Source organism: Pseudomonas mosselii (assembly GCF_005796105.1).
In the GTDB taxonomy this organism is placed as follows: domain Bacteria; phylum Pseudomonadota; class Gammaproteobacteria; order Pseudomonadales; family Pseudomonadaceae; genus Aquipseudomonas; species Aquipseudomonas mosselii_C.
The window spans coordinates 240968-260301 of the sequence record NZ_VAUO01000004.1 but is presented as its reverse complement, the minus strand read 5'-3'; the positions used below and the strand labels follow the sequence as shown (position 1 = coordinate 260301).

The 19334-nt window shown below is 63.0% G+C and carries 17 protein-coding genes; 10 read left to right on the top strand and 7 right to left on the bottom strand.

The genetic code is table 11. The features are described from left to right. Positions 1 to 9: 9 nt before the first annotated feature. Positions 10 to 270, bottom strand: a complete 261-nt coding sequence (locus FEM01_RS11835; protein ID WP_138219619.1) for a DUF2798 domain-containing protein — start codon at positions 268 to 270, stop codon at positions 10 to 12. Between the two features lie 114 nt (positions 271 to 384). Between FEM01_RS11835 and FEM01_RS11830 the strand changes: the two genes are divergently transcribed. After that, positions 385 to 1314: a LysR family transcriptional regulator gene (locus FEM01_RS11830; protein ID WP_138219618.1), complete on the top strand. Its 930-nt coding sequence runs from the start codon at positions 385 to 387 to the stop codon at positions 1312 to 1314. A gap of 167 nt (positions 1315 to 1481) precedes the next feature. On the opposite strand, the gene FEM01_RS11825 is transcribed toward FEM01_RS11830, so the two are convergent. From FEM01_RS11825 to FEM01_RS11815, 3 genes are all read right to left on the bottom strand, one after another. Then, positions 1482 to 2759, bottom strand: a complete 1278-nt coding sequence (locus FEM01_RS11825) for an OmpP1/FadL family transporter (protein ID WP_138219617.1) — start codon at positions 2757 to 2759, stop codon at positions 1482 to 1484. A gap of 146 nt (positions 2760 to 2905) precedes the next feature. Further along, positions 2906 to 3388, bottom strand: coding sequence for a hypothetical protein (locus FEM01_RS11820; RefSeq protein ID WP_138219616.1), 483 nt, complete (start codon positions 3386 to 3388; stop codon positions 2906 to 2908). 244 nt (positions 3389 to 3632) lie between these two features. After that, positions 3633 to 3857, bottom strand: a complete 225-nt coding sequence (locus FEM01_RS11815; RefSeq protein WP_138219615.1) for a hypothetical protein — start codon at positions 3855 to 3857, stop codon at positions 3633 to 3635. 921 nt (positions 3858 to 4778) lie between these two features. On the opposite strand from FEM01_RS11815, the gene FEM01_RS11810 reads away from it, so the two are divergent. Together FEM01_RS11810 and rmuC are read left to right on the top strand one after the other, a co-directional pair. Then, positions 4779 to 5198 (top strand): tetratricopeptide repeat protein, encoded by a 420-nt coding sequence (locus tag FEM01_RS11810; protein WP_138219614.1) that lies wholly within the window; start codon positions 4779 to 4781, stop codon positions 5196 to 5198. A 186-nt stretch (positions 5199 to 5384) separates the two neighbouring features. Continuing rightward, entirely contained in the window at positions 5385 to 6743 is a 1359-nt protein-coding gene (gene rmuC / locus FEM01_RS11805) for a DNA recombination protein RmuC (RefSeq protein WP_171030951.1), read from the top strand. Here rmuC and FEM01_RS11800 read toward each other — a convergent pair. Then, the gene (locus FEM01_RS11800; RefSeq protein ID WP_138219612.1) at positions 6715 to 10191 is read right to left on the bottom strand and encodes a hybrid sensor histidine kinase/response regulator; all 3477 of its coding nucleotides are present in this window, start codon (positions 10189 to 10191) and stop codon (positions 6715 to 6717) included. The genes rmuC and FEM01_RS11800 overlap by 29 nt on opposite strands. A gap of 117 nt (positions 10192 to 10308) precedes the next feature. Then, the gene (locus FEM01_RS11795) at positions 10309 to 11499 is read right to left on the bottom strand and encodes an MFS transporter (protein WP_138219611.1); all 1191 of its coding nucleotides are present in this window, start codon (positions 11497 to 11499) and stop codon (positions 10309 to 10311) included. 161 nt (positions 11500 to 11660) lie between these two features. Between FEM01_RS11795 and FEM01_RS11790 the strand changes: the two genes are divergently transcribed. Continuing rightward, positions 11661 to 12800: a TDT family transporter gene (locus FEM01_RS11790; RefSeq protein WP_138219610.1), complete on the top strand. Its 1140-nt coding sequence runs from the start codon at positions 11661 to 11663 to the stop codon at positions 12798 to 12800. A 62-nt stretch (positions 12801 to 12862) separates the two neighbouring features. Here the strand turns inward: FEM01_RS11790 and FEM01_RS11785 are convergent, their stop codons facing one another. Continuing rightward, positions 12863 to 13399, bottom strand: coding sequence for a helix-turn-helix domain-containing protein (locus tag FEM01_RS11785; protein WP_138219609.1), 537 nt, complete (start codon positions 13397 to 13399; stop codon positions 12863 to 12865). Between the two features lie 138 nt (positions 13400 to 13537). On the opposite strand from FEM01_RS11785, the gene FEM01_RS11780 reads away from it, so the two are divergent. The 6 genes from FEM01_RS11780 to FEM01_RS11755 all read left to right on the top strand — a co-directional run bounded on the left by FEM01_RS11780 (position 13538) and on the right by FEM01_RS11755 (position 19310). Beyond that, complete coding sequence (locus FEM01_RS11780) at positions 13538 to 14320, top strand: aldolase (RefSeq protein WP_138219608.1); 783 nt, start codon at positions 13538 to 13540, stop codon at positions 14318 to 14320. 43 nt (positions 14321 to 14363) lie between these two features. Next, positions 14364 to 15257 (top strand): dihydrodipicolinate synthase family protein, encoded by an 894-nt coding sequence (locus FEM01_RS11775; protein ID WP_138219607.1) that lies wholly within the window; start codon positions 14364 to 14366, stop codon positions 15255 to 15257. 90 nt (positions 15258 to 15347) lie between these two features. Further along, complete coding sequence (locus FEM01_RS11770) at positions 15348 to 16070, top strand: type 1 glutamine amidotransferase (RefSeq protein WP_138219606.1); 723 nt, start codon at positions 15348 to 15350, stop codon at positions 16068 to 16070. 131 nt (positions 16071 to 16201) lie between these two features. Further along, entirely contained in the window at positions 16202 to 16933 is a 732-nt protein-coding gene (locus FEM01_RS11765; protein WP_138219605.1) for a GntR family transcriptional regulator, read from the top strand. Between the two features lie 132 nt (positions 16934 to 17065). Further along, positions 17066 to 18340, top strand: a complete 1275-nt coding sequence (locus FEM01_RS11760; protein ID WP_138219604.1) for an MFS transporter — start codon at positions 17066 to 17068, stop codon at positions 18338 to 18340. Positions 18341 to 18473: 133 nt separating this feature from the next. Further along, positions 18474 to 19310: an amidohydrolase family protein gene (locus FEM01_RS11755; RefSeq protein WP_138219603.1), complete on the top strand. Its 837-nt coding sequence runs from the start codon at positions 18474 to 18476 to the stop codon at positions 19308 to 19310. The last annotated feature ends 24 nt before the right edge of the window (positions 19311 to 19334 follow it).

Below are 19334 nucleotides of genomic sequence, written 5' to 3'. Positions count from 1 at the left end.
AGCGACGCGTCAGTGCGGGTGGACGGTCAATGCCACCAGGCGGATCACCACCGGCCTTACGATCAGCACGCAGACGAACGCCACCGGCATTGCCAACTGGTAGGCCTTGAGCACGTTGCTCAGGTACTGCGGGTCGATGCCGGCATTGGCTGCCGTGATCACGAAGCTCATCAACAGTGCCATGATTGCCGACATGTAGAATGCGAAGACGTAGGGCGTGGCGCCTGGGCGCAGCTTGCGCCGGCTACGGGCGGAGGACAGTTCGGTCATGCTAGCTCCTGTGCAGGTAGGTGAGGGCGCAGGTTATCAATGCCTGTGTGAGCACCTGTAGACCTTGGCGACTGAGTTCTTTATAAAGAAAAACTTACGAATCCGAGGCTCAGCATGGACTTGCTCAATGCCATCCGTAGTTTCATCAAGGTGGTCGAGGCAGGCAGCATCGCCGGCGGCGCCCGTGCGCTGGGGTTGAGCCCCGCTGCCGTGAGCCAGAACCTGGCGCGCCTGGAAGCCCACTTGCAGGTGCGTCTGCTTTCGCGCACTACCCGCAGCATGGCGCTGACGCCGGCTGGCAGCCTGTACTACGAGCGGGTCAGGCATATCGAGCGGGACTTGACCATGGCTGAGCAGGCGGTCACCACGCCCGACAGCGAGCCACAGGGGCGCCTATGCATTGCTTCCAGCTCGGCGTTCGGCCGCCATGTGCTGGCGCCGCTGATACCCGCCTTCGCGGCCCGTTATCCGCAGCTTTCGATAGAGTTGGTGATGACTGACCGCAAGGTGAACCATGCACGGGAAGATGTCGATGTCAGCCTGCGCATCACGCCGCAATTGGAAGATCACTTGCTGGCCCGGCATGTCGCGCGGATTCCGTTCATCTGCTGCGCTTCCCCCGGTTACCTGGCCAGTGCGGGTTGGCCCGCCACGCCCGAGGCATTGCGCGAGCACCGCTGCCTGGTGTTTCGCTATCCGGTCGATGGGCGTTTTCTAACCTGGGGCTTCATGCGTGACGGCCTGCGTTTCGAGGCGCAATTCGGCCCGGTCCTGATCAGCGATGACATCGACGCCTTGACGCAAATGGCGCTGAATGACGGCGGTATTACGCGTCTGGCCGAGTTCATCGTCCGCCCGTATCTGGATACCGGCCGGCTGGTGCCGCTGTTCGAGTTCAGCCCTGATGCCCTGGCCTATGCGCGGCCCGAGCCGATGGACGTGTACCTGTGCCTGGCCGACCGCTTCGCCATGACGGGCAAGGTGCGGGTGTTCATGGATTATCTACAGGATTGCCTGGGCGACAGTTGGCGGGTGCAGGCGTGAAAAACTGCCATTTGGGGCTGCTTCGCAGCCCTTTCGCGGTCGGTCCGGCGCTCCGGCGAGGTCGCTCCTCCAGAGTCCGCCCGCATTGGCTTGCGCGGTCGGTGTAGAAGCGGCCTAGTGCCGCGAAAGGGCCGCACAGCGGCCCCGGTTTTTTCAGGCGGTAACGCTTAGAAGCGGTAGGTCAGCGACGCGCCAACGCCGTGGGCGCTGTTCTCGTACTTGGCCTGGTAGCTACCCTTGAGTGCGTTTTCGATCGGGCTGTCGGGCTGGTTGTTGACCTTGGTGTCTTCTTCCCACAGGTAGGAGTAGGCCACGTCGATGGTCAGGTCATCCGATGGACTCCAGCCGGCACCGACGCTAAAGATCTTACGATCGCCGGTGGGGATGCGTGGGGAGCGATTGGTGTTGTTGGTGGGCGACTGGTCGACCGAGAAACCGGTGCGCAGGGTCCACTCCTTGTTCAGCTTGTACGAAGCACCGATGGCGTGAGCCCAGGTGTCGTGCCAGTTCTGCTCTTCGCTGATGGTGCCGAACTGCGCCGAAGCGCCCGAGGTCCCCTCGTTGTTGACGGTGATCGCTTCCAGACGGCTCCAGCGTGTCCAGGTGCTGCCGGCGTACAGGGTCCAGCGGTCATCCAGTTCGTGGGTGATCGAGAAGTCGACCGATTCAGGGGTCTTGATCTTCAGGCTCGCGTCAAACTTGCTGTCGTTCAGGCCGAGCACCGGGTAGTTGATCTTGGTCTTGCCTTCGAGCTTGTAGTCCACCATCGAGTGGTAGGTCAGGCCCACGCGGGTACGGTCGGTGGCCTGAACCAGGATACCGATGTTGTAGCCGACTGCAGTGTCGTCACCCTTGATCTTCACTTCACCATCGGCAGGCGCCAGTGGCGAGATGCTAGCCAGGTTCGAGCCCAGTTCACCCTTGATCCGGTTGATGGTCGGGCCGAAACCGATCGAGACTTTGTCGTTGAAGGCATAGCTCACGGTTGGCTGGAAGGTCACCACCTCGACGTGGCTCTTCTTGCCCCAGTAGCGTGCAGCGTCGTCGCTACCGTAGTCGGTCACCAGGCCGAACGGCACGTAGACGCCGAAACCGACGCTCCAGTGATCATCCAGTGGTTTGACGTAGTAGCCCATCGGTACACCGACGAGCGGGACCATGTCGCCGTCGGTTTCCCCCCCTTTGCTGCTGCCCGGCCCGGAGATATCGGACTTGGCGATGACCGCAGCGGCTCCGACGGTGATTTGTTCGCGCTTGAGGCGCGACATGCCAGCGGGGTTGCCATACACGGTGCTGGCATCTTCGGCAGAAGAAGAACGACCCGCGAAACCTGTTCCCATGCCGCTGATGCTTTGTTCGTTGAGAGCGAAACCGCTGGCGAGCAGTTGGCTGGAAGCGACGGCAACGGCGATGCCGAGGGAGGTTTTGAGCATTACTTTTTTCATTATTAGAAACTCCTTGGGTTCTCCGGGGCGAAAAGCTACCAACAAATCACGCTCCACGCTATAGGCCATAACGCAGGAGATAGAGCGGTTTTGTAGGACAATCCGACCAAAATTCCCTTTTTTTCGGTTGTAGATGCGAGTTGCTCTCAAGAGGCCAGAACGTGCGCAGGCTCGATACAGTGTTGCCAGGCTCGGGTGAAGTCGCGCAGACGCCCTTGGGTGTTGAAGGTCTGGCGCCAGATGCGCGCCAGACCGATCAGGTCATCGGCGGGGGGAAGCGCGGTGGCTTGCGCCTCGATCAGCATCCAGGCGATGGCGGTGGCGTAGCGTAGGTTCACGGTTAGCTCCAGATGCGGACCACCGAGGAAGGCGTGCTGACTGGCCAGGCCTCTTACCAGGCTGGCGAGTTCGGGGTCGCGGGCCAGGTAATCGTCCCATAGCAACTGGTGACGTTGACCGGTGATGCGGTACAGGCCATGGCCGCGCCGATCATGCAGAGCCGAGCCGAGTGCGGACTGGCTGGCTGCAACCCCCAGTAACAAAGCTTCAGCGCTTTCGCAGTGGCGATTCAGATAGATCAGCGTTGGCCGGATGACGTATTGACTCAACTCGTTCGCAGCGATACCCATGGCGCCCTCATCTGAAAAGGGCCGACGGGCGCTGGAGCTTGGCAGCTGGTGAGTGGTCAGGCCCGCCGGAAGCGGTCAATGCCGCTCGAGTTGAAGTGTAGTGTGATAAGCGTGGCGTAAAGGGCTGTTTTTAAATCGATTGCGGCCTGACGGCACGGGCGATATGCCCGTTGGCAATTACGCCAAGAACCATCAGGCAGCGTGGCCGGGCCTATATTCATGGTGTGAATTTGCCGCCATTCATTCATGCAGTGAGGGATTGGCGGGTACGCTCGATCACGGCCTGCAGGGGTTCTGCGCGGTTGTACTGCTCTGGGTACAGGCGCTCGGTATGGCAGGCTACGCCATGCTCATCGACCAAGGTAAAGCTGAAGCTGCCCTTGCGTGGAGCGACAATAAGGCACTTCAGTGGAGCGAAGGCCTGAGAGAGGGTGCCGAAGGCGGTTTGGATCTGTTGTTGTTTGCTCATGGTTTGGATGTTCCTGCGTAAGACACGGATTTCGATCCGTGCACAATAGAAACGTTCCAGTGACGTCTTTATTAAGGAGACGCAGAACCTGACTGGAACAGGACAGCCAGAGGGGCGCATATCAAGTGGGCGCTGGGCTGGCTGGTAGGTACGACAAAAGGCAGGCAGCACACCGGTGCCAGGGTTCTAGGCGCCGGGGAAGATCCTGATCAATCTGATACGTGATTCGCGCTCGGGCAGTGTGCTGCGGAGTGAATCAGCGAATGGGCCGGTCGGGAGGGGCAGCGTCGCTGCGAAGACCTTGGGGCCTGAATTGACTTTCAGCTGGGTACTAACCAGACGCACCCTACAGCAATGTAGCTAAGCTGACAAGCTTTTTTAGCCGGATTTCGTTAAGCCGACCATTATGCCGATTTCACAGCCTGCTGTGAAGCGGGTAAAACCCCGTTTCAACACAGTGAATGTGCTGTTTTCGTGCAGGGACGTGCTGCTTGCCGGTGCACTTGTACACACTTGGCGTGCCAGTTGTAAGCGGCTTGCACCACGCTAAGGATGCTTCGCCAATGCCTTGACTGACCGCTTAAGTCAATGAAAAAAAACACTAATTTTGACTGGTGAAAAAATCGTCAGTTTGACTGTAAGCCCCATTTTGCAAGGGTTTGCGGGCTATGGCAGGGGGTTGTCCACCGAGTTATCCACAGGATCTGTGGATTGTCCAAAGCACTTGCTCTAGCACGGGCGTGCCAGCTGTTTGCAGAAATGTCCGACAATCGGTCGCAGGCTTGCGTATGTGCATTCTTGCTATCCAGGCGTCAAGAAAAAACCATCGAAAAAAAAAGTCCATGGCAGTGCATCGGCCGGGTCAAGCGCATGAAAAAGGCGTAGAGTGGCGCGCCTCTCGAGTCATCATCGCTGTCGGTCATGAAGCTTCGCGGTAAACCCCACGCACGTCCCGTTGCCTGTACAACACGGTCTGAAAAAAAACACTTCTCCTTGAAAGTGGCCCTGTGGCTGCTCGATAGCCCTCGTCTGGGCGACAAACCCAGCGTCAAGCACCTGGCTGGACGGATGCTCAAGCAGCCGGCACGCCAAGGTGTGGTCGTGGCCCAGAGTCGCCTGGGGCAGATGCTGTGTCGTGAATGTGGCAATGCGCGGGATCGGCGCATCGGCCATGAGCTGTTGCGCCAGGCCGCCCGTGCAGGCGACCGCCGCGCCCAGTTGGAGTACGCTCGTCTGTGCCAAGGCCAGGCGCCCGAGCAGGCGCGCTACTGGCTGGAATTGGCAGCCGGCCAGGGCTCGCAAGAGGCGCGGCGGTTGCTCAGGCAAGGCGCTCAGGACTGAAGCCTGCGATGGCGCCCGAACAGGCAGCCCGATAAGCTGCGCTGCATTCGTCTATGATCGTGCGGGGTAAGCATGGCAGTGGATCTGACCAGCATTGTGCTGGGCGTATTGGTGGGGGCCTTGCCCTGTCTGGGGTGGGTCATGCAGGTCCAACGCCGCCAGGGCGCCCACAGCGCTGAGCGGACGCTGCTCGAAGAGCGCCTGAACAGCGCGGTGCTGGCCCAGGAGGGCCTGCAAGCGCAACTGGAGGCCAGCCGCGACGAGATCAGCGACCTCAGCGAAGCCAATACGCTCAAGCAGACCCAACTGGCCGCCCAAGGCCGGGAACTGGAACTGTTGCAGATCGACCGCGACAACGCCCGTGACGCCGCCCACGCCTGGCACCTGGAGCGGGCCAACCGCGAAGCCGAACTGCGCCGCCTCGAAGCCCAGGCCGCGCGCCTTGAGGCTGAGCTGCGCGAGCAGCAAGACAGCCACCAGCAGCGTCTGGAAGACCTGCAAGGCGCGCGCGATACGCTTCGGGCTCAGTTCGCCGAACTGGCCGGCAAGATCTTCGACGAACGCGAGCAGCGTTTCGCCCAGACCAGCCAGCAGCACCTGGGCCAACTGCTCGATCCGCTCAAGGAGCGCATCCAGGCCTTCGAAAAGCGCGTCGAGGAGAGCTATCAGCAAGAAGCCCGCGAGCGTTTTTCGCTGAGCAAGGAGCTTGAGCGCCTGCAACAGCTGAATCTGCGCCTGTCCGATGAAGCCACCAACCTGACCCAGGCGCTCAAGGGCCAGAAGACCCAGGGCAACTGGGGCGAGCTGATTCTGGAGCGCGTGCTGGAGCACGCGGGGCTTGAGAAGGGCCGCGAGTACCAGACTCAGGTCAGTCTCAAGAGCGCCGATGGTGAGCGCTTCCAGCCCGATGTGCTGATCATGCTGCCGGGCGACAAGCAGGTGGTGGTCGACGCCAAGGTCAGCCTCACGGCCTATCAGCAGTTCGTCGCCAACAATGACGAGGCCGCCCTCAAGCAGCACGTGCAGTCGCTACGCAGTCACGTGAAGGGGCTGTCGAGCAAGGACTACAACCGCCTCGATGGCCTGCACAGCCTGGATTTCGTGCTGCTGTTCGTGCCCATCGAAGCGGCGTTCTCGGCAGCCTTGCAGGCCGAGCCGAACCTGTTCCAGGAAGCCTTCGACCGGCAGATCGTGATCGTCAGCCCTACCACGCTATTGGCCACCTTGCGGGTGATCGACAGCTTGTGGAAACAAGAGCGGCAAAGCCAGAACGCGCGTGAGATCGCTGAGCGCGCCGGCTGGCTGTACGACAAGTTCGTGCTGTTCATCCAGGACCTGGACGAGCTGGGCAGCCGCCTGGCCCAGGTGGACAAGGCCTATGCGGCAGCACGTAACAAGCTCTGCGAAGGGCGCGGCAACCTGGTCAGTCGCAGTGAACAGCTCAAGCTGCTTGGCGCTCGTGCCAGTAAAAGCCTCCCGAGCGAGCTGATCGAGCGCGCCCTGAGCGACGAAGTGCTTACTGCACCAGGCTCAGATGCCGATTGAGCAAGGCGCGCAGGGCGGCCGGCTTGACCGGCTTGGCCAGGTAGTCCAGGCCTGCAGCATGCACCAGGGCGATGGTTTCGTTGCGCCCGTCGGCGCTGATCACCACCCCCGGCACAGGCTCGCCCAGTCGCGCGCGTAGCCAGCCCATGAGTCCCGTGCCGGTCTCGCCATCGTCCAGGTGATAGTCCACCAGCGCCAGGTGCGGACGCAGCCCATTGCTCAGCAGCGCCTCGCATTCGGCCTGGTTGCGCGCGGTGGACACCTGGCAGCCCCAGCGGCTGAGCAGGCTGTTCATGCCGATCAGGATGCTGTCTTCGTTGTCCACGCACAGCACCTGCAATCCGGCCAGCGGCTGGCCAGCCTGCTCGACTGGCGCGGGTGCCACGGGGGCGGCGCTGCGGGCAATCGGCACGCCGACCCGGAACACCGTGCCCTTGCCTGGCCATGAGCGTACTTGCAACGGGTGGCCGAGCACCCGGCACAGGCCGTCGGCAATCGCCAGGCCCAGGCCCAGGCCTTTTTCAGCGCGGGTCTGGTGGCTGTCCAGGCGCTTGAATTCCTGGAAGATCACTTGCAGCTTGTCGTCGGCGATGCCCGGGCCGCGGTCCCAGACTTCCAGCCACAGTTGCCCGCCTTGGCGGCGTGCGCCCAGCAGGATTGGCCCTTTGCCGTAGCGCAACGCGTTGGTGAGGAAGTTCTGCAGCACTCGGCGTAGCAGTTTCATGTCGCTTTCGATGCGTAGGCGGCTGCCACGCAAGCGGAATGTCAGGCCCTTCTCGGCCGCCAGTACCTTGAACTCGGCGCCGAGGGTGTCGAACAGATCGTTGAGGGCGAAGGCCTTGGGATCCGGGGTGATCTTGCCGTTCTCCAGGCGCGAGATGTCCAGCAGGTCGCTGATCAGTTCTTCGGCCGAGCGCAGCGAGCTGTCCATGTGCTGCACCAGTTGCTGGGCCTCCTCGTTCATGCCCTCGGCTTGCTGCGACAGCGCTGCGGAAAACAGCCGCGCGGCGTTGAGCGGCTGCATCAGGTCATGGCTGACGGCGGCCAGGAAGCGGGTCTTGGACTGGCTTACGGCTTCGGCGCGGCTTTTGGCCTCGGACAGCGCCTGGTTGAGCTGCGACAGCTCGTGGGTGCGCTCGGCCACCCGTTGCTCAAGGCTTTCGTTGGCATCGCGCAGGGCCTGCTCGGCTTCGCGGAACGGGGTGATGTCGGTAAAGCTCATGACGAAGCCACCGCCGGGCATCGGGTTGCCGATCAGCTCGATCACCCGGCCGTTGGGGAACAGGCGCTCGGAGGAGTGGGCGCGGCCCTGGCGCATCCAATGCAGGCGGCGTGCCACGTGCACTTGTGCCTCGCCCGGGCCGCACAGGCCGCGCTCGGCGTTGTAGCGGATGATGTCGGCAATCGGCCGGCCAACGCTGATCAGCCCGTCCGGGTAGTTGAACAGTTCCAGGTAACGACGGTTCCAGGCGACCAGGTGCAAATTCTGGTCGACCACGCTGATGCCCTGGTTGATGTTCTCGATCGCCCCTTGCAGCAAGGCACGGTTGAACTGCAGCACCTCGCTGGCTTCGTCAGCGATGCGCACCACGTCTTCGAGCTGCATCTCGCGGCCTTCGATGGCGGCCTTGACCACCGCACGGGTCGAGGAGGTGCCCAGGACGCCAGCCAGCAGCCGTTCCGTGTGCTCGATCCAGTCGCCATCGGCGTTCTGGTTGGGGTTGAAGCCCCTGCCTTGGCGGTAGGCGAAGCGGATGAAACTCTGGCGGGCGCGTTCTTCGCCGACGAAACGTGCGGCCAGATTCAGCAGGTCGTCGATCTGTACCGCCAGCAGCGGTTTGCTGCTGGGGCGGGCGCTGGTCTGCTGGCCGATGAAGGCCCCGGCCTGCCAGTGCTCGGACACCCGTGTACGCGACAGGATCGAAACCCAGGCGAACAGCGTGAAGTTACCCGCCAGCGACAGCACCACGCCCTGGGTCAGTGGGGTGATCGGCAGGTCCAGCGGGTTGCCGTGCAACCAGGCCAGGCCCGGGAACACGTTCAGCGACCAGCCGAGGCTATGCGCGGCAATCGGCAGCACCAAGGTGTAGAACCACAGGAAGATACCGGCAGCAAGCCCTGCGAATACCCCGCGGCGGTTGGCTTGCTTCCAGTACAGCGCACCGAGCATGGCGGGTGTGAGCTGGGTGACCGCAGCGAAGGCGATTTGGCCGATGGTTGCCAGGCTTGCAGTGGACCCTAGCAGTCGGTAGCTGACATAGGCCAGCAGCAGGATCACCACGATGGTGACCCGGCGCACCGACAGCATCCAGTGGCGGAACGCCTCGAACGGCCGCTCGGCATTGTTGCGCCGCAGCAGCCAGGGCAGCAGCATGTCGTTTGAAACCATGGTCGAGAGCGCCACGGCCTCGACGATGACCATGCCGGTGGCCGCCGAAGCGCCGCCGATGAATGCCAGCAGCGCCAGGCTCGGGTGCGCCTCGGCCAGCGGCAGGCTGATCACGAAGGAGTCGGAGATCACCGTGCCGGGCAGCAGCATTTGTCCGGCCAGGGCGATCGGCACCACGAACAGCGCCGCCAGCCCCAGGTACAGCGGGAACACCCAACGCGCCAGGCGCATGTCCTGGGGCTCGATGTTCTCGACCACGGTCACGTGGAACTGACGCGGCAGGCAGATGATTGCCATCATCGCCACGGCGGTCTGCACCACCATCGACGGCCAGTTGATGGTTTCTTGCCAGTAGCTGTCCAGGTGCACCGAATGGCGCGCCTGGGTCAACAGGTCATCGAAGCCGTCGTACAGGTTGAACACCACGAAGGCGCCGACTGCGAGGAAGGCCAGCAGCTTGACCAGCGATTCGAAGGCGATCGCCAGGACCATGCCCCGGTGGTGCTCGGTGACGTCCAGGCTACGGGTGCCGAACACGATGGCGAACAGCGCCAGCACCAGCGACACCACCAGCGCGGTGTCCTGCACGCGGCTGCCGGTGGCGTCGGCGTTGGCGCCGATCAGCAGGTTCACACCCAGCACGATGCCCTTGAGCTGCAAGGCGATGTAGGGCAGCACGCCGACCAGGCAGATCAGTGCCACCACCACCGCGAGGGTCTGCGACTTGCCGTAGCGGGCGGCGATGAAGTCGGCGATGGATGTGATGTTCTGCTGTTTGCTGATCAGCACCATTTTCTGCAGCACCCAGGGCGCGAACATCAGCAGCAGCACCGGGCCCAGGTAGATGGGCAGGAACGCCCAGAGCTGCTCGGCGGCCTGGCCGACCGCGCCGAAGAAGGTCCAACTGGTGCAGTACACCGCCAGCGACAGGCTATACACCCAGGCGCGCAGGCGCGGCGGCAGCGGCGTGCTGCGGCGGTCACCGTAGAAGGCGATGGCGAACATGATGGCCATATAGGCCAGGGCGACCACGGCGATCAGCCCGCTGGACAACGACATGCAAACTCCGAGGCAATGAATAGAACGCGGTCCCGATCAATCAGTCTGGCACGCAGCGCAGGGTTCGTCAGCGCAGACCATGGTCGCAGTGGCAGGACGTCGCAGTCCGCGCCGACCTCAGCGTTTTAACGGGGTGCGCGTGCCTAGCCAATAGAAAACCGTCGCCATCAGCACCGATCCGATCAATAGGTAGAACACCGCCTGCGGCGCCATCGAGCCCAGCGTCGCGCCCACCAGCATCGGCCCCAACCCAGCCCCCAGATTGGACAGGTTCTGCGCGCCATAGTAAATGCCGCGCAGTGGCTCCGGCGCGATCAGGTCGATGAACATGAACTCGGCCGGGATCACGATGATCTCGCCGAGGGTGAACACCAGCATGGCCAGGCACCAGGTCGGCACCGAGTCGGCCACCGAGAATCCCAGCAGCCCGACGATGAACAACCCCATTCCGGCCAGCAACCAGGGCATCAAGTGTTGGCGGGTGATGCGCCGGCCGACCAGGTATTGCAGGGCGATCACCGTGACCGCGTTGGTGCTTACCAGATAGCCGGCCAGGCGTGCCACACGCGCCGGGTCCTGGGTGGTCACGACCAGGTACTGCGACAGATAGGCGGTGAACTGGCCGAACACCACCGCGCTGAGTACGCCGCCCAAGGTGAAGCAGACCAGCCGTCGATCGCGCAGCAGCACCAAGGCGACCTGCACGAAGCCTGCCGCAGGTGCTTCGTCGGTGCGGCTCAGCAGCTCGCGCTCGCCCAGGCGTTGGTAGAACAGGCCAAGGCCCAGGCCGATCAGGGCCGAGAGGTAGAAGGGCAGATGGTCGCTGGCTTCGATCAGCAGCACCCCAAGCATCGGCCCGCCGGCCCAGGCAATGTTGTTAAGGGTGTACTTGATGGCGAACACCTCGCCGCGTGCCTCGACCGGCAGCAGGGCGCAGAAGCCAGCCTTGGCGGCCAGGTCCACCACGGTCTGTGCCAGGTAGGCCAGGACCAGGAAGCAGAAGAACGGCAGCGCCGTGGTGCTGGCCACGATGCCCACGAAAGACAGGGCGAACAGCAGCGTGCAACTGACGATCAGCGTGTGGTTGCGCAGGGTATCGACCAGGTGCCCGCCATACAGCGCCAAGGCCGACGAGACGAACATCGCGCCGCCGACCAGCACGCCGACCTGGGCGACCGACAGGTCCATGTGTGCCGACAGGTAGGCCACCAGGTAGGGCAGGGTGAGTGCACGCGCCAGGGTCAGGGTGAAGGTGGTGATCAGCAGCAGGCGTACTGGCTGGGGGTAGCCTTTCAGAGCGGCAAGCATGACGCATCCTTGTGAGCGGAAAGCCGGCCCAAGCATATGCCAGGGCGCAGGGTTAAGCCTATATCTGTAAAGCAGATAACAGTTAGAGAAAATACGCGTTATATAGATATTCTTTTACGGCATAAGATGAATCCACCTTACAAAAGGCCGGAGACAACCCTATGCCCTGCACCCAGCCCCGCGCCGCCAGTTGGCGCCCCTTCAGCCAACTGGCCCATCCCCTCGAAGTGATCCGCCAGTTCACCCCCAACTGGTTCGCCGCGACCATGGGCACCGGCGTACTGGCATTGGCCTTCCATCAGTTGCGCATCCCGCTGCTCGATAGTCTGGCCGAGGGCCTGTGGTGGTTGAGCATCGGCCTGTTCGTTCTGTTCTGCGTGCTGTACGGCGCGCGTTGGGTGCTGTTCTTCGACGAGGCGCGGCGCATCTTCGCGCATTCCACCGTGTCGATGTTCTTCGGCACCATCCCGATGGGCCTGGCCACCTTGCTCAACGGTGCGCTGGTGTTCGGCCTAGCCCGTTGGGGCGAAGCCGTGGTGCCATGGGTGCAAGCGCTGTGGTGGCTGGACGTGGGCCTGGCACTGCTGTGCGGCGTGGCGATTCCGTACCTGATGTTCACCCGCCAGGAGCACAGCATCGACCAGATGACCGCCGTGTGGCTGCTGCCGGTGGTGGCGGCGGAGGTGGCCGCCGCCAGCGGTGGCCTGCTGGCGCCGCATCTGGCGGATGCGCACCGGCAGTTCCAGGTGCTGGTGACCAGCTACGTGATGTGGGCGGTGTCGTTGCCGGTGGCGTTCAGCATCCTCACCATCCTCATGCTGCGCATGGCGCTGCACAAGCTGCCTCCGGCCAATATGGCGGCGTCCAGCTGGCTGGCCTTGGGGCCGATCGGCACCGGTGCCCTGGGTATGCTGGTACTCGGCAGCGACGCCCCGGCGGTGTTCGCCGCCAGCGGCCTGGGCAGCCTGGGCGAGGTGGCCCGTGGCCTGGGCTTGGTGGCGGGGATCGTGCTGTGGGGCGCGGGGTTGTGGTGGTTGCTGACAGCGGTGCTAATCACCCTGCGCTACCTGCGCCAGGGCATGCCGTTCAACCTGGGCTGGTGGGGCTTCACCTTTCCGCTTGGGGTGTACTGCATGGCTACCTTCAAGCTTGCTCAGTGGCTGGGACTTGGGTTCTTCAGCGTGTTCGCTCAGGTGCTGGTGGTGGCGCTGGCAATGCTTTGGGTGCTGGTGGCCAGCCGTACCGTGCGCGGGGCATGGCGCGGCGAGCTGTTCGTCTCGCCGTGCATCGCCATGCGCTGAGGTGCTGGAGGCGGATCAACATCCGAATGCGCGGTCGCGGATCAAGCTGATCTGCGCCGTGCTCACTGCGCGCTGTGCACCACCACGAGCAGCTCGGCCTGGACCTGCGAAACCGTGCGAATACGATGCGCCTTCTGCGCATTGAAATGCAGGGCATCACCTTCTTCGAGGGTCAGGCGCTCGCTGCCGAAGTCGACTTCCACGCAGCCGCGGTGGACATAGATGAACTCTTCACCCAAGTGTTCCTTGAAGGCTGAGTGCCCAAATGTGCGGGGCGGGTAGACCATGAAGGGCAGCAGCGCCCGTTGCCCGATATGCCTGGCCAGTGGCACGTGGGTCGAGGCCGGTGGTTCGCCCGGTGCGTCGCGTTGCTGGCGCCGAACCAGGCTGTAGCCTTCGGTCGGCACCGCTTCGTTGCTGAACAGTTCCTCTGCCTGCACGTTAAGTGCCTTGGCCAGCTTGAGGGCCACTGCGATCGACGGCGAATTCATGCCGCGCTCGACCTTGGACAGATAACTCTTGGTCAGCCCGGTGTGCCCTGCCAGCTGTTCCAGGGTCATGCCCATCTTCTTGCGCAAAATTCTCAGCTGAACCGACATCCCAGGCTGTTCCTTGAAAATTGATGACACGGGTGTTGATTATGAAACAAAGTGTCATATATGGTTGCTGTGTGTCCTGGTGCCGTTGCAGCGGCGACCAGGGGATACATCGCCTACTTCTTCGTACAGGTACTGACTGTGAACACGACCCTGCACACCGGCAAGGATGAGCTGGTCAAGCTCGCCCAGCAGCGGATGCTAACCGCCCTGATCGACAACACCTACACCGCACGCGAAAAACTCGCACTGACCTGCCGCATCCTGTTCGACGGCGGCCATGACTCGGGCCTGGCGGGGCAGATCACCGCCCGTGCAGAAGAGGTCGGGACCTATTATACGCAACAGCTGGGCCTGGGCTTCGACGAGATCTCAGCGTCCAACCTGCTGGTGGTGGATGAGGACCTGAATGTCCTGGCAGGCCAAGGCATGGCCAACCCTGCCAACCGTTTCCACAGCTGGCTGTACCGTGCACGCCCCGACGTGAACTGCATCATCCACACCCACCCTTTGCACAGTGCCGCGCTGTCGATGCTGGAAGTGCCGCTGCAGGTTTCCCATATGGACCTGTGCCCGCTGTTCGATGACTGCGCATTTCTCAAGGACTGGCCCGGTGTTCCGGTGGGCAACGAGGAGGGCGAGATCATCGCCAATGCCATCGGCGACAAGCGCGCCCTCTTGCTTTCGCACCACGGCCTGTTGATCGCCGGCGGTTCGATTGAGGAAGCCTGCGTGTTGGCGCTGCTGTTCGAGCGTGCTGCCAGGATGCAGTTGATGGCGATGAGCGCTGGCCAGATCCGCCCGATTCCCGAAGCGCTGGGCAAGGAGGCGCATGACTGGATCTCTACGCCCAAGCGGCATGGCGCGGCTTTCAGCTACTACGCCCGGCGCGCGCTACGTACCCATGGCGACTGCCTGGTCTAGTTCACGCTGTACTCATTCTTGAAAAACCTCAAAGGTGCCTTGTATGTCCACTCCCGTAATCAAGGGTGTCATCGGCTACACCATCACGCCATTCGCCGCAAACGGTTCGGTCGACCTGAACGCCTTGGGCAAATCCATCGATAGCCTGATCCAGTCCGGCGTGCACGCCATCGCTCCTCTGGGCAGTACCGGCGAAGGCGCCTACCTGTCCGATGGCGAGTGGGAATCGGTCGTGCGCTTCAGCCTGCAACAGATCGCCGGGCGCGTCCCTGCTGTCGTCAGCGTGTCCGACCTGACCACCGCACGCACCGTGCAACGTGCTCAACTGGCCCAGGCCTGTGGCGCCACCGCCGTCATGGTCTTGCCGGTTTCCTACTGGAAGCTGACCGAAACCGAGATCGTCGATCATTACAAGGCCGTGGGGGCCGCGATCGACATCCCGATCATGCTCTACAACAACCCGGGCACCAGCGGTACTGATCTGTCCGTCGACCTGATCCTGCGTATTCTGGGGGAAGTGAAGAATGTCACCATGGTCAAGGAGAGCACGGGTGACATTCAGCGCATGCACCGGCTGTATCGCGCGACCGGCGGTAAGGTTGCGTTCTACAACGGCTGCAACCCGCTGACGCTGGAGGCGCTGGTCGCTGGCGCGACAGGCTGGTGCACCGCTGCACCGAACCTTATCCCTGCGCTGAACCTGGCGCTGTGGGATGCCGTGCAGGGCCATGACCTGGTTAAAGCCCGCGCGCTGTTCTACCGCCAGTACGAGCTGCTGGAGTACATCACCCGTCGTGGCCTGCCGACCACCATCAAGGCTGGCCTGAAAATGCTCGGCCTGGATGTCGGTGCGCCGCGCCTGCCCTTGCAGCCGCTGGATGCCCAAGGCAGCACCTACTTGAAAGGCCTGCTGGACGAGCTGTCTGCCCAGAGCTGATCGGCTGGGCCTGGCTGGCTGCATGCAGCCGCCAGGTTCTAGCTAGCTACCTCTTTTTCGCCTTGCTGCGTCACACCACCGAGACCTGTCATGAACGTCCACTTCATCGTCCACGAATCCTTCGAAGCACCTGGAGCCTATGAAACCTGGGTTCTGGAGCGCGGCTACGCCGCCAGCTACTCCCGCGTCTACGCCAACGACGCGTTGCCAGGCAATGCAGACAACTTCGACCTGCTGGTCGTGCTGGGTGGGCCGCAAGACCCCGCCACCACCCTTGAACAGTGCCCGCACTTCGATGCCGCGGCTGAGTGCCACTTGATTGGCCAGGCTATCCAGGCCGGGAAAGCGGTCGTAGGTGTCTGCCTCGGCTCGCAGCTGATCGGCGAGGCCCTGGGCGCGCCGTTTGGCCACAGCCCGGAAAAGGAAATCGGCAAGTTCCCGATCAGCCTGACGGCGGCGGGCATGGCCAATAGCAAGGTCGCCCATTTTGGCGATGTTCTTGAGGTCGGCCATTGGCACAACGACATGCCAGGCCTGACCGCTGATGCAAAAATCCTGGCCATCAGTGAAGGGTGTCCTCGCCAGATCATCGAGTACAGCAACCTGGTGTACGGCTTCCAATGCCATATGGAATTCACCCGCGAGGTCGTCGAGTTGCTGATCGCTGCCTCGCAAGCCGAACTGCTCACGCTGACCGACCGGCGCTTCGTTCAGCAGCCCGCCGCGCTGCGTGTCAACGACTGGGAGCAGATGAACCAAAAGCTGTTCATCTTCCTGGACAAGCTGGTCGCTGACTATCAGGCCACCCAATAGTCACGCGCCAGGTTGAGCGATGGATAAGACGCCTTAGACGACAGCCGGAGGATTGACAGTCATCCTGCTAGGGGGAATACTCTCGAAAAAATTCATATATATGTCTACATGACATTCACCGAGAGCCGCCCATGAACGCCTTGTCAGCCGATGCGCGCCTGCCCCGTTACCAACAGTTGCGCGACCACCTGGTCGAGCAGATCGCCAACAACCGTTGGCGTCCGGGCGAGGCGATTCCCACCGAGGCGGCGCTTGCCACCGAGTTCGACCTGTCGGTCGGGACCGTGCGCAAGGCGGTCGATGCGTTGGTAGCCGAGGGCGTGTTGGAACGTCAGCAGGGTCGCGGCACCTTCATTCGCCGGCCGCAATTCCAGTCTTCGCTGTTCCGCTTCTTCCGTTTCGAGTCGGCCAATGGCGAGCGCGCCGTGCCGGAGAGCCGCATCCTTTCCATCGACCCGATGCGCGCGCCCTCGGCGGTGGCGCATGCCCTGGGTCTGCCAGCCGAGGCTGAGGTCATCCACATCATCCGCCTGCGTCTGCTCGGCGCCCAGCCGGTGCTGGCCGAAGACATCTGGTTGCCACGCCAGACCTTCCAGCCACTGCTGGAGGTCGAGCTAGACCGCAAGGGCCCGCTGCTCTATCCGATCTACGAAGAACTGTGCGGCCAGGTCGTGGCTGCTGCCGAGGAGACCCTCACCGCCGAAGCGGTCGACCCGGCGCACGGGCGCCTGCTGCAACTGCCCGAAGGCAGCCCGGTGGTGGTGATCGAGCGTCTGGCCCGTGACTACGCAGGCAAGCCGCTGGAGTGGCGGCGTTCGCGCGGTCATGCCCAGCACTTCCGCTACCGCATCGACATTCGATAAGAAAACGCTTTACCCCCTTTGATGTTCGGCGCCGTGCCTGCACGGCGCCGTGGTTCTGCCTGCCCGGCCGACGCGTGCCAAGAGCTTCGGTGCGCCCGGTCGCTACACAACACGACTAGAAGGATAACAACCATGTTCAGCTGGTATCGCCAAATCACCTCGCGGGAGCGCAAGACGTTCTGGGCCTGTTTCGGCGGCTGGTCGCTGGATGCACTTGAAGTGCAGATGTTCGGCTTGGCCATCCCGGCGTTGATCGCCGCGTTCTCGCTCAGCAAAGGCGATGCCGGTTTGATCAGCGCGGTGACCCTGGTCACCTCGGCGATCGGTGGCTGGCTCGGCGGTACGCTGTCCGACCGTTACGGCCGGGTGCGCACCCTGCAGTGGATGATTCTCTGGTTCTCCACGTTCACCTTCCTCTCGGCGTTCGTCACCGGGTTCTACCCGCTGTTGTTCGTCAAGGCCATGCAAGGCTTCGGCATCGGCGGTGAATGGGCCGCCGGCGCCGTGTTGATGGCCGAGACCATCAACCCGAAATACCGCGGCAAGGTGATGGGCACGGTGCAGAGCGCTTGGGCAGTGGGCTGGGGCCTGGCGGTGGCGCTGTTCACCCTGATCTACTCGCTGGTGCCGCAGGAATTCGCTTGGCGGGTGATGTTCTTCGTCGGCCTGCTGCCGTCGCTGCTGATCATCTGGGTGCGCCGCAATGTGCCAGAGCCGGACAGCTTCCAGCGCCTGCAAAAAGAAAAGGCCATTGCGGGCAGCTTCTTCAAGTCCATGGCTGGCATCTTCCGCCCCGAACTGCTGCGTGTGACCCTGCTCGGCGGTCTGCTCGGCCTGGGCGCCCACGGCGGCTACCATGCGGTGATGACCTGGCTGCCGACCTTCCTCAAGACCGAGCGCAACCTGTCGGTGCTCAACTCCGGCGGCTACCTGGCGGTGATCATCTTTGCCTTCTGGTGCGGTTGTGTGGTCAGCGGCCTGTTGATCGACCGCATCGGCCGACGCAAGAACATCCTGCTGTTCGCTGTGTGCTGCGTACTCACCGTGCAGGCCTACGTGTTTTTCCCGCTGAGCAACACCCAGATGCTGTTCCTGGGCTTCCCGCTGGGCTTCTTCGCCGCGGGCATCCCTGCCAGCCTCGGGGCGTTCTTCAACGAGCTGTACCCGGCCGACGTGCGCGGCGCTGGTGTGGGTTTCTGCTACAACTTTGGCCGCGTGCTGTCGGCAGTGTTCCCGTTCCTGGTCGGCCACATGAGCGAGTCCATGTCGCTGGGCGCGGCCATCGGCATCGATGCCGGCATCGCCTATGGCGTGGCGGTGATCGCCGCGCTGTGCCTGCCGGAAACCCGTGGCCGTAACCTTGAAGCCAAGCCGGAGCCTGTGGTGGCTGGAGCGCTGGCCAAGTAAACCCTGAGACCGCTTTGCGGTCCCTTAGCGGCACGAGGCCGCTCCTACAGATGAATGCGTCTGTAGAAGCGGCATTGCGCAGCAGCCCCAATCCTGAAAACGTCGACCTCAACCCCGTTTCCCGAAGAGCCCCATGCCTGACGTCCCTGTTTCACCGATCACGGCCATCGACAGCCACGCACACGTCTTTAGCCGAGGTTTGCAACTGGCGGCCGAGCGCCGTTATGCACCGGCCTACGATGCGCCACTGGGCGACTACCTTGCCCAACTCCACGGCCATGGCTTTAGTCATGGCGTGCTGGTTCAGCCCAGTTTTCTGGGCACCGACAACCGCTACCTGCTCAGTGCGCTGCGCACCGCGCCTGAACAGCTACGTGGCGTGGTGATGCTCGAACGGGACGTCGAGCGAGAAGCCCTTGATGAGATGGCGCGCCTGGGAGTACGCGGGGTGCGCCTGAACTTGATGGGCCAGGTGCAGTTGCCCGACCTCACGGCGGCCGAATGGCGGCCACTGCTTGAGCGCATCGGCGAGCAAGGCTGGCACCTGGAGCTGCATCGCCAGGTGGCCGACCTGCCAGCGCTGGTGCGGGCGTTGCGCCCGTACGGGCTGGACATCGTCATCGACCACTTTGGCCGTGCCGACGCCCGTCGAGGCCTTGGGCAGCCGGGCTTCGCCGAATTGCTGACCTTGGGCGGGGAGGGCAAGGTGTGGCTGAAGGTCTCGGGTATCTATCGCCTGGAAGGTACGCCACGGGAGAACCTGCGTTTTGCCCAGCAGGCGCTGGGCGCGCTCGAGGCGCACTACGGCGCCGAGCGGCTGATGTGGGGAAGCGACTGGCCGCACACCCAGCACGAGTCTACGGTGAACTTCAGTTCGGTGGTGGAGCAGTTCGAGGCGCTAGGGTGTTCGGCACAGCTGCGTCAGGCGCTGCTGGTAGACACGGCGCGCGCATTGTTCAGATTCGATTGAGCTGAAGGTATTACGGGGCACGTC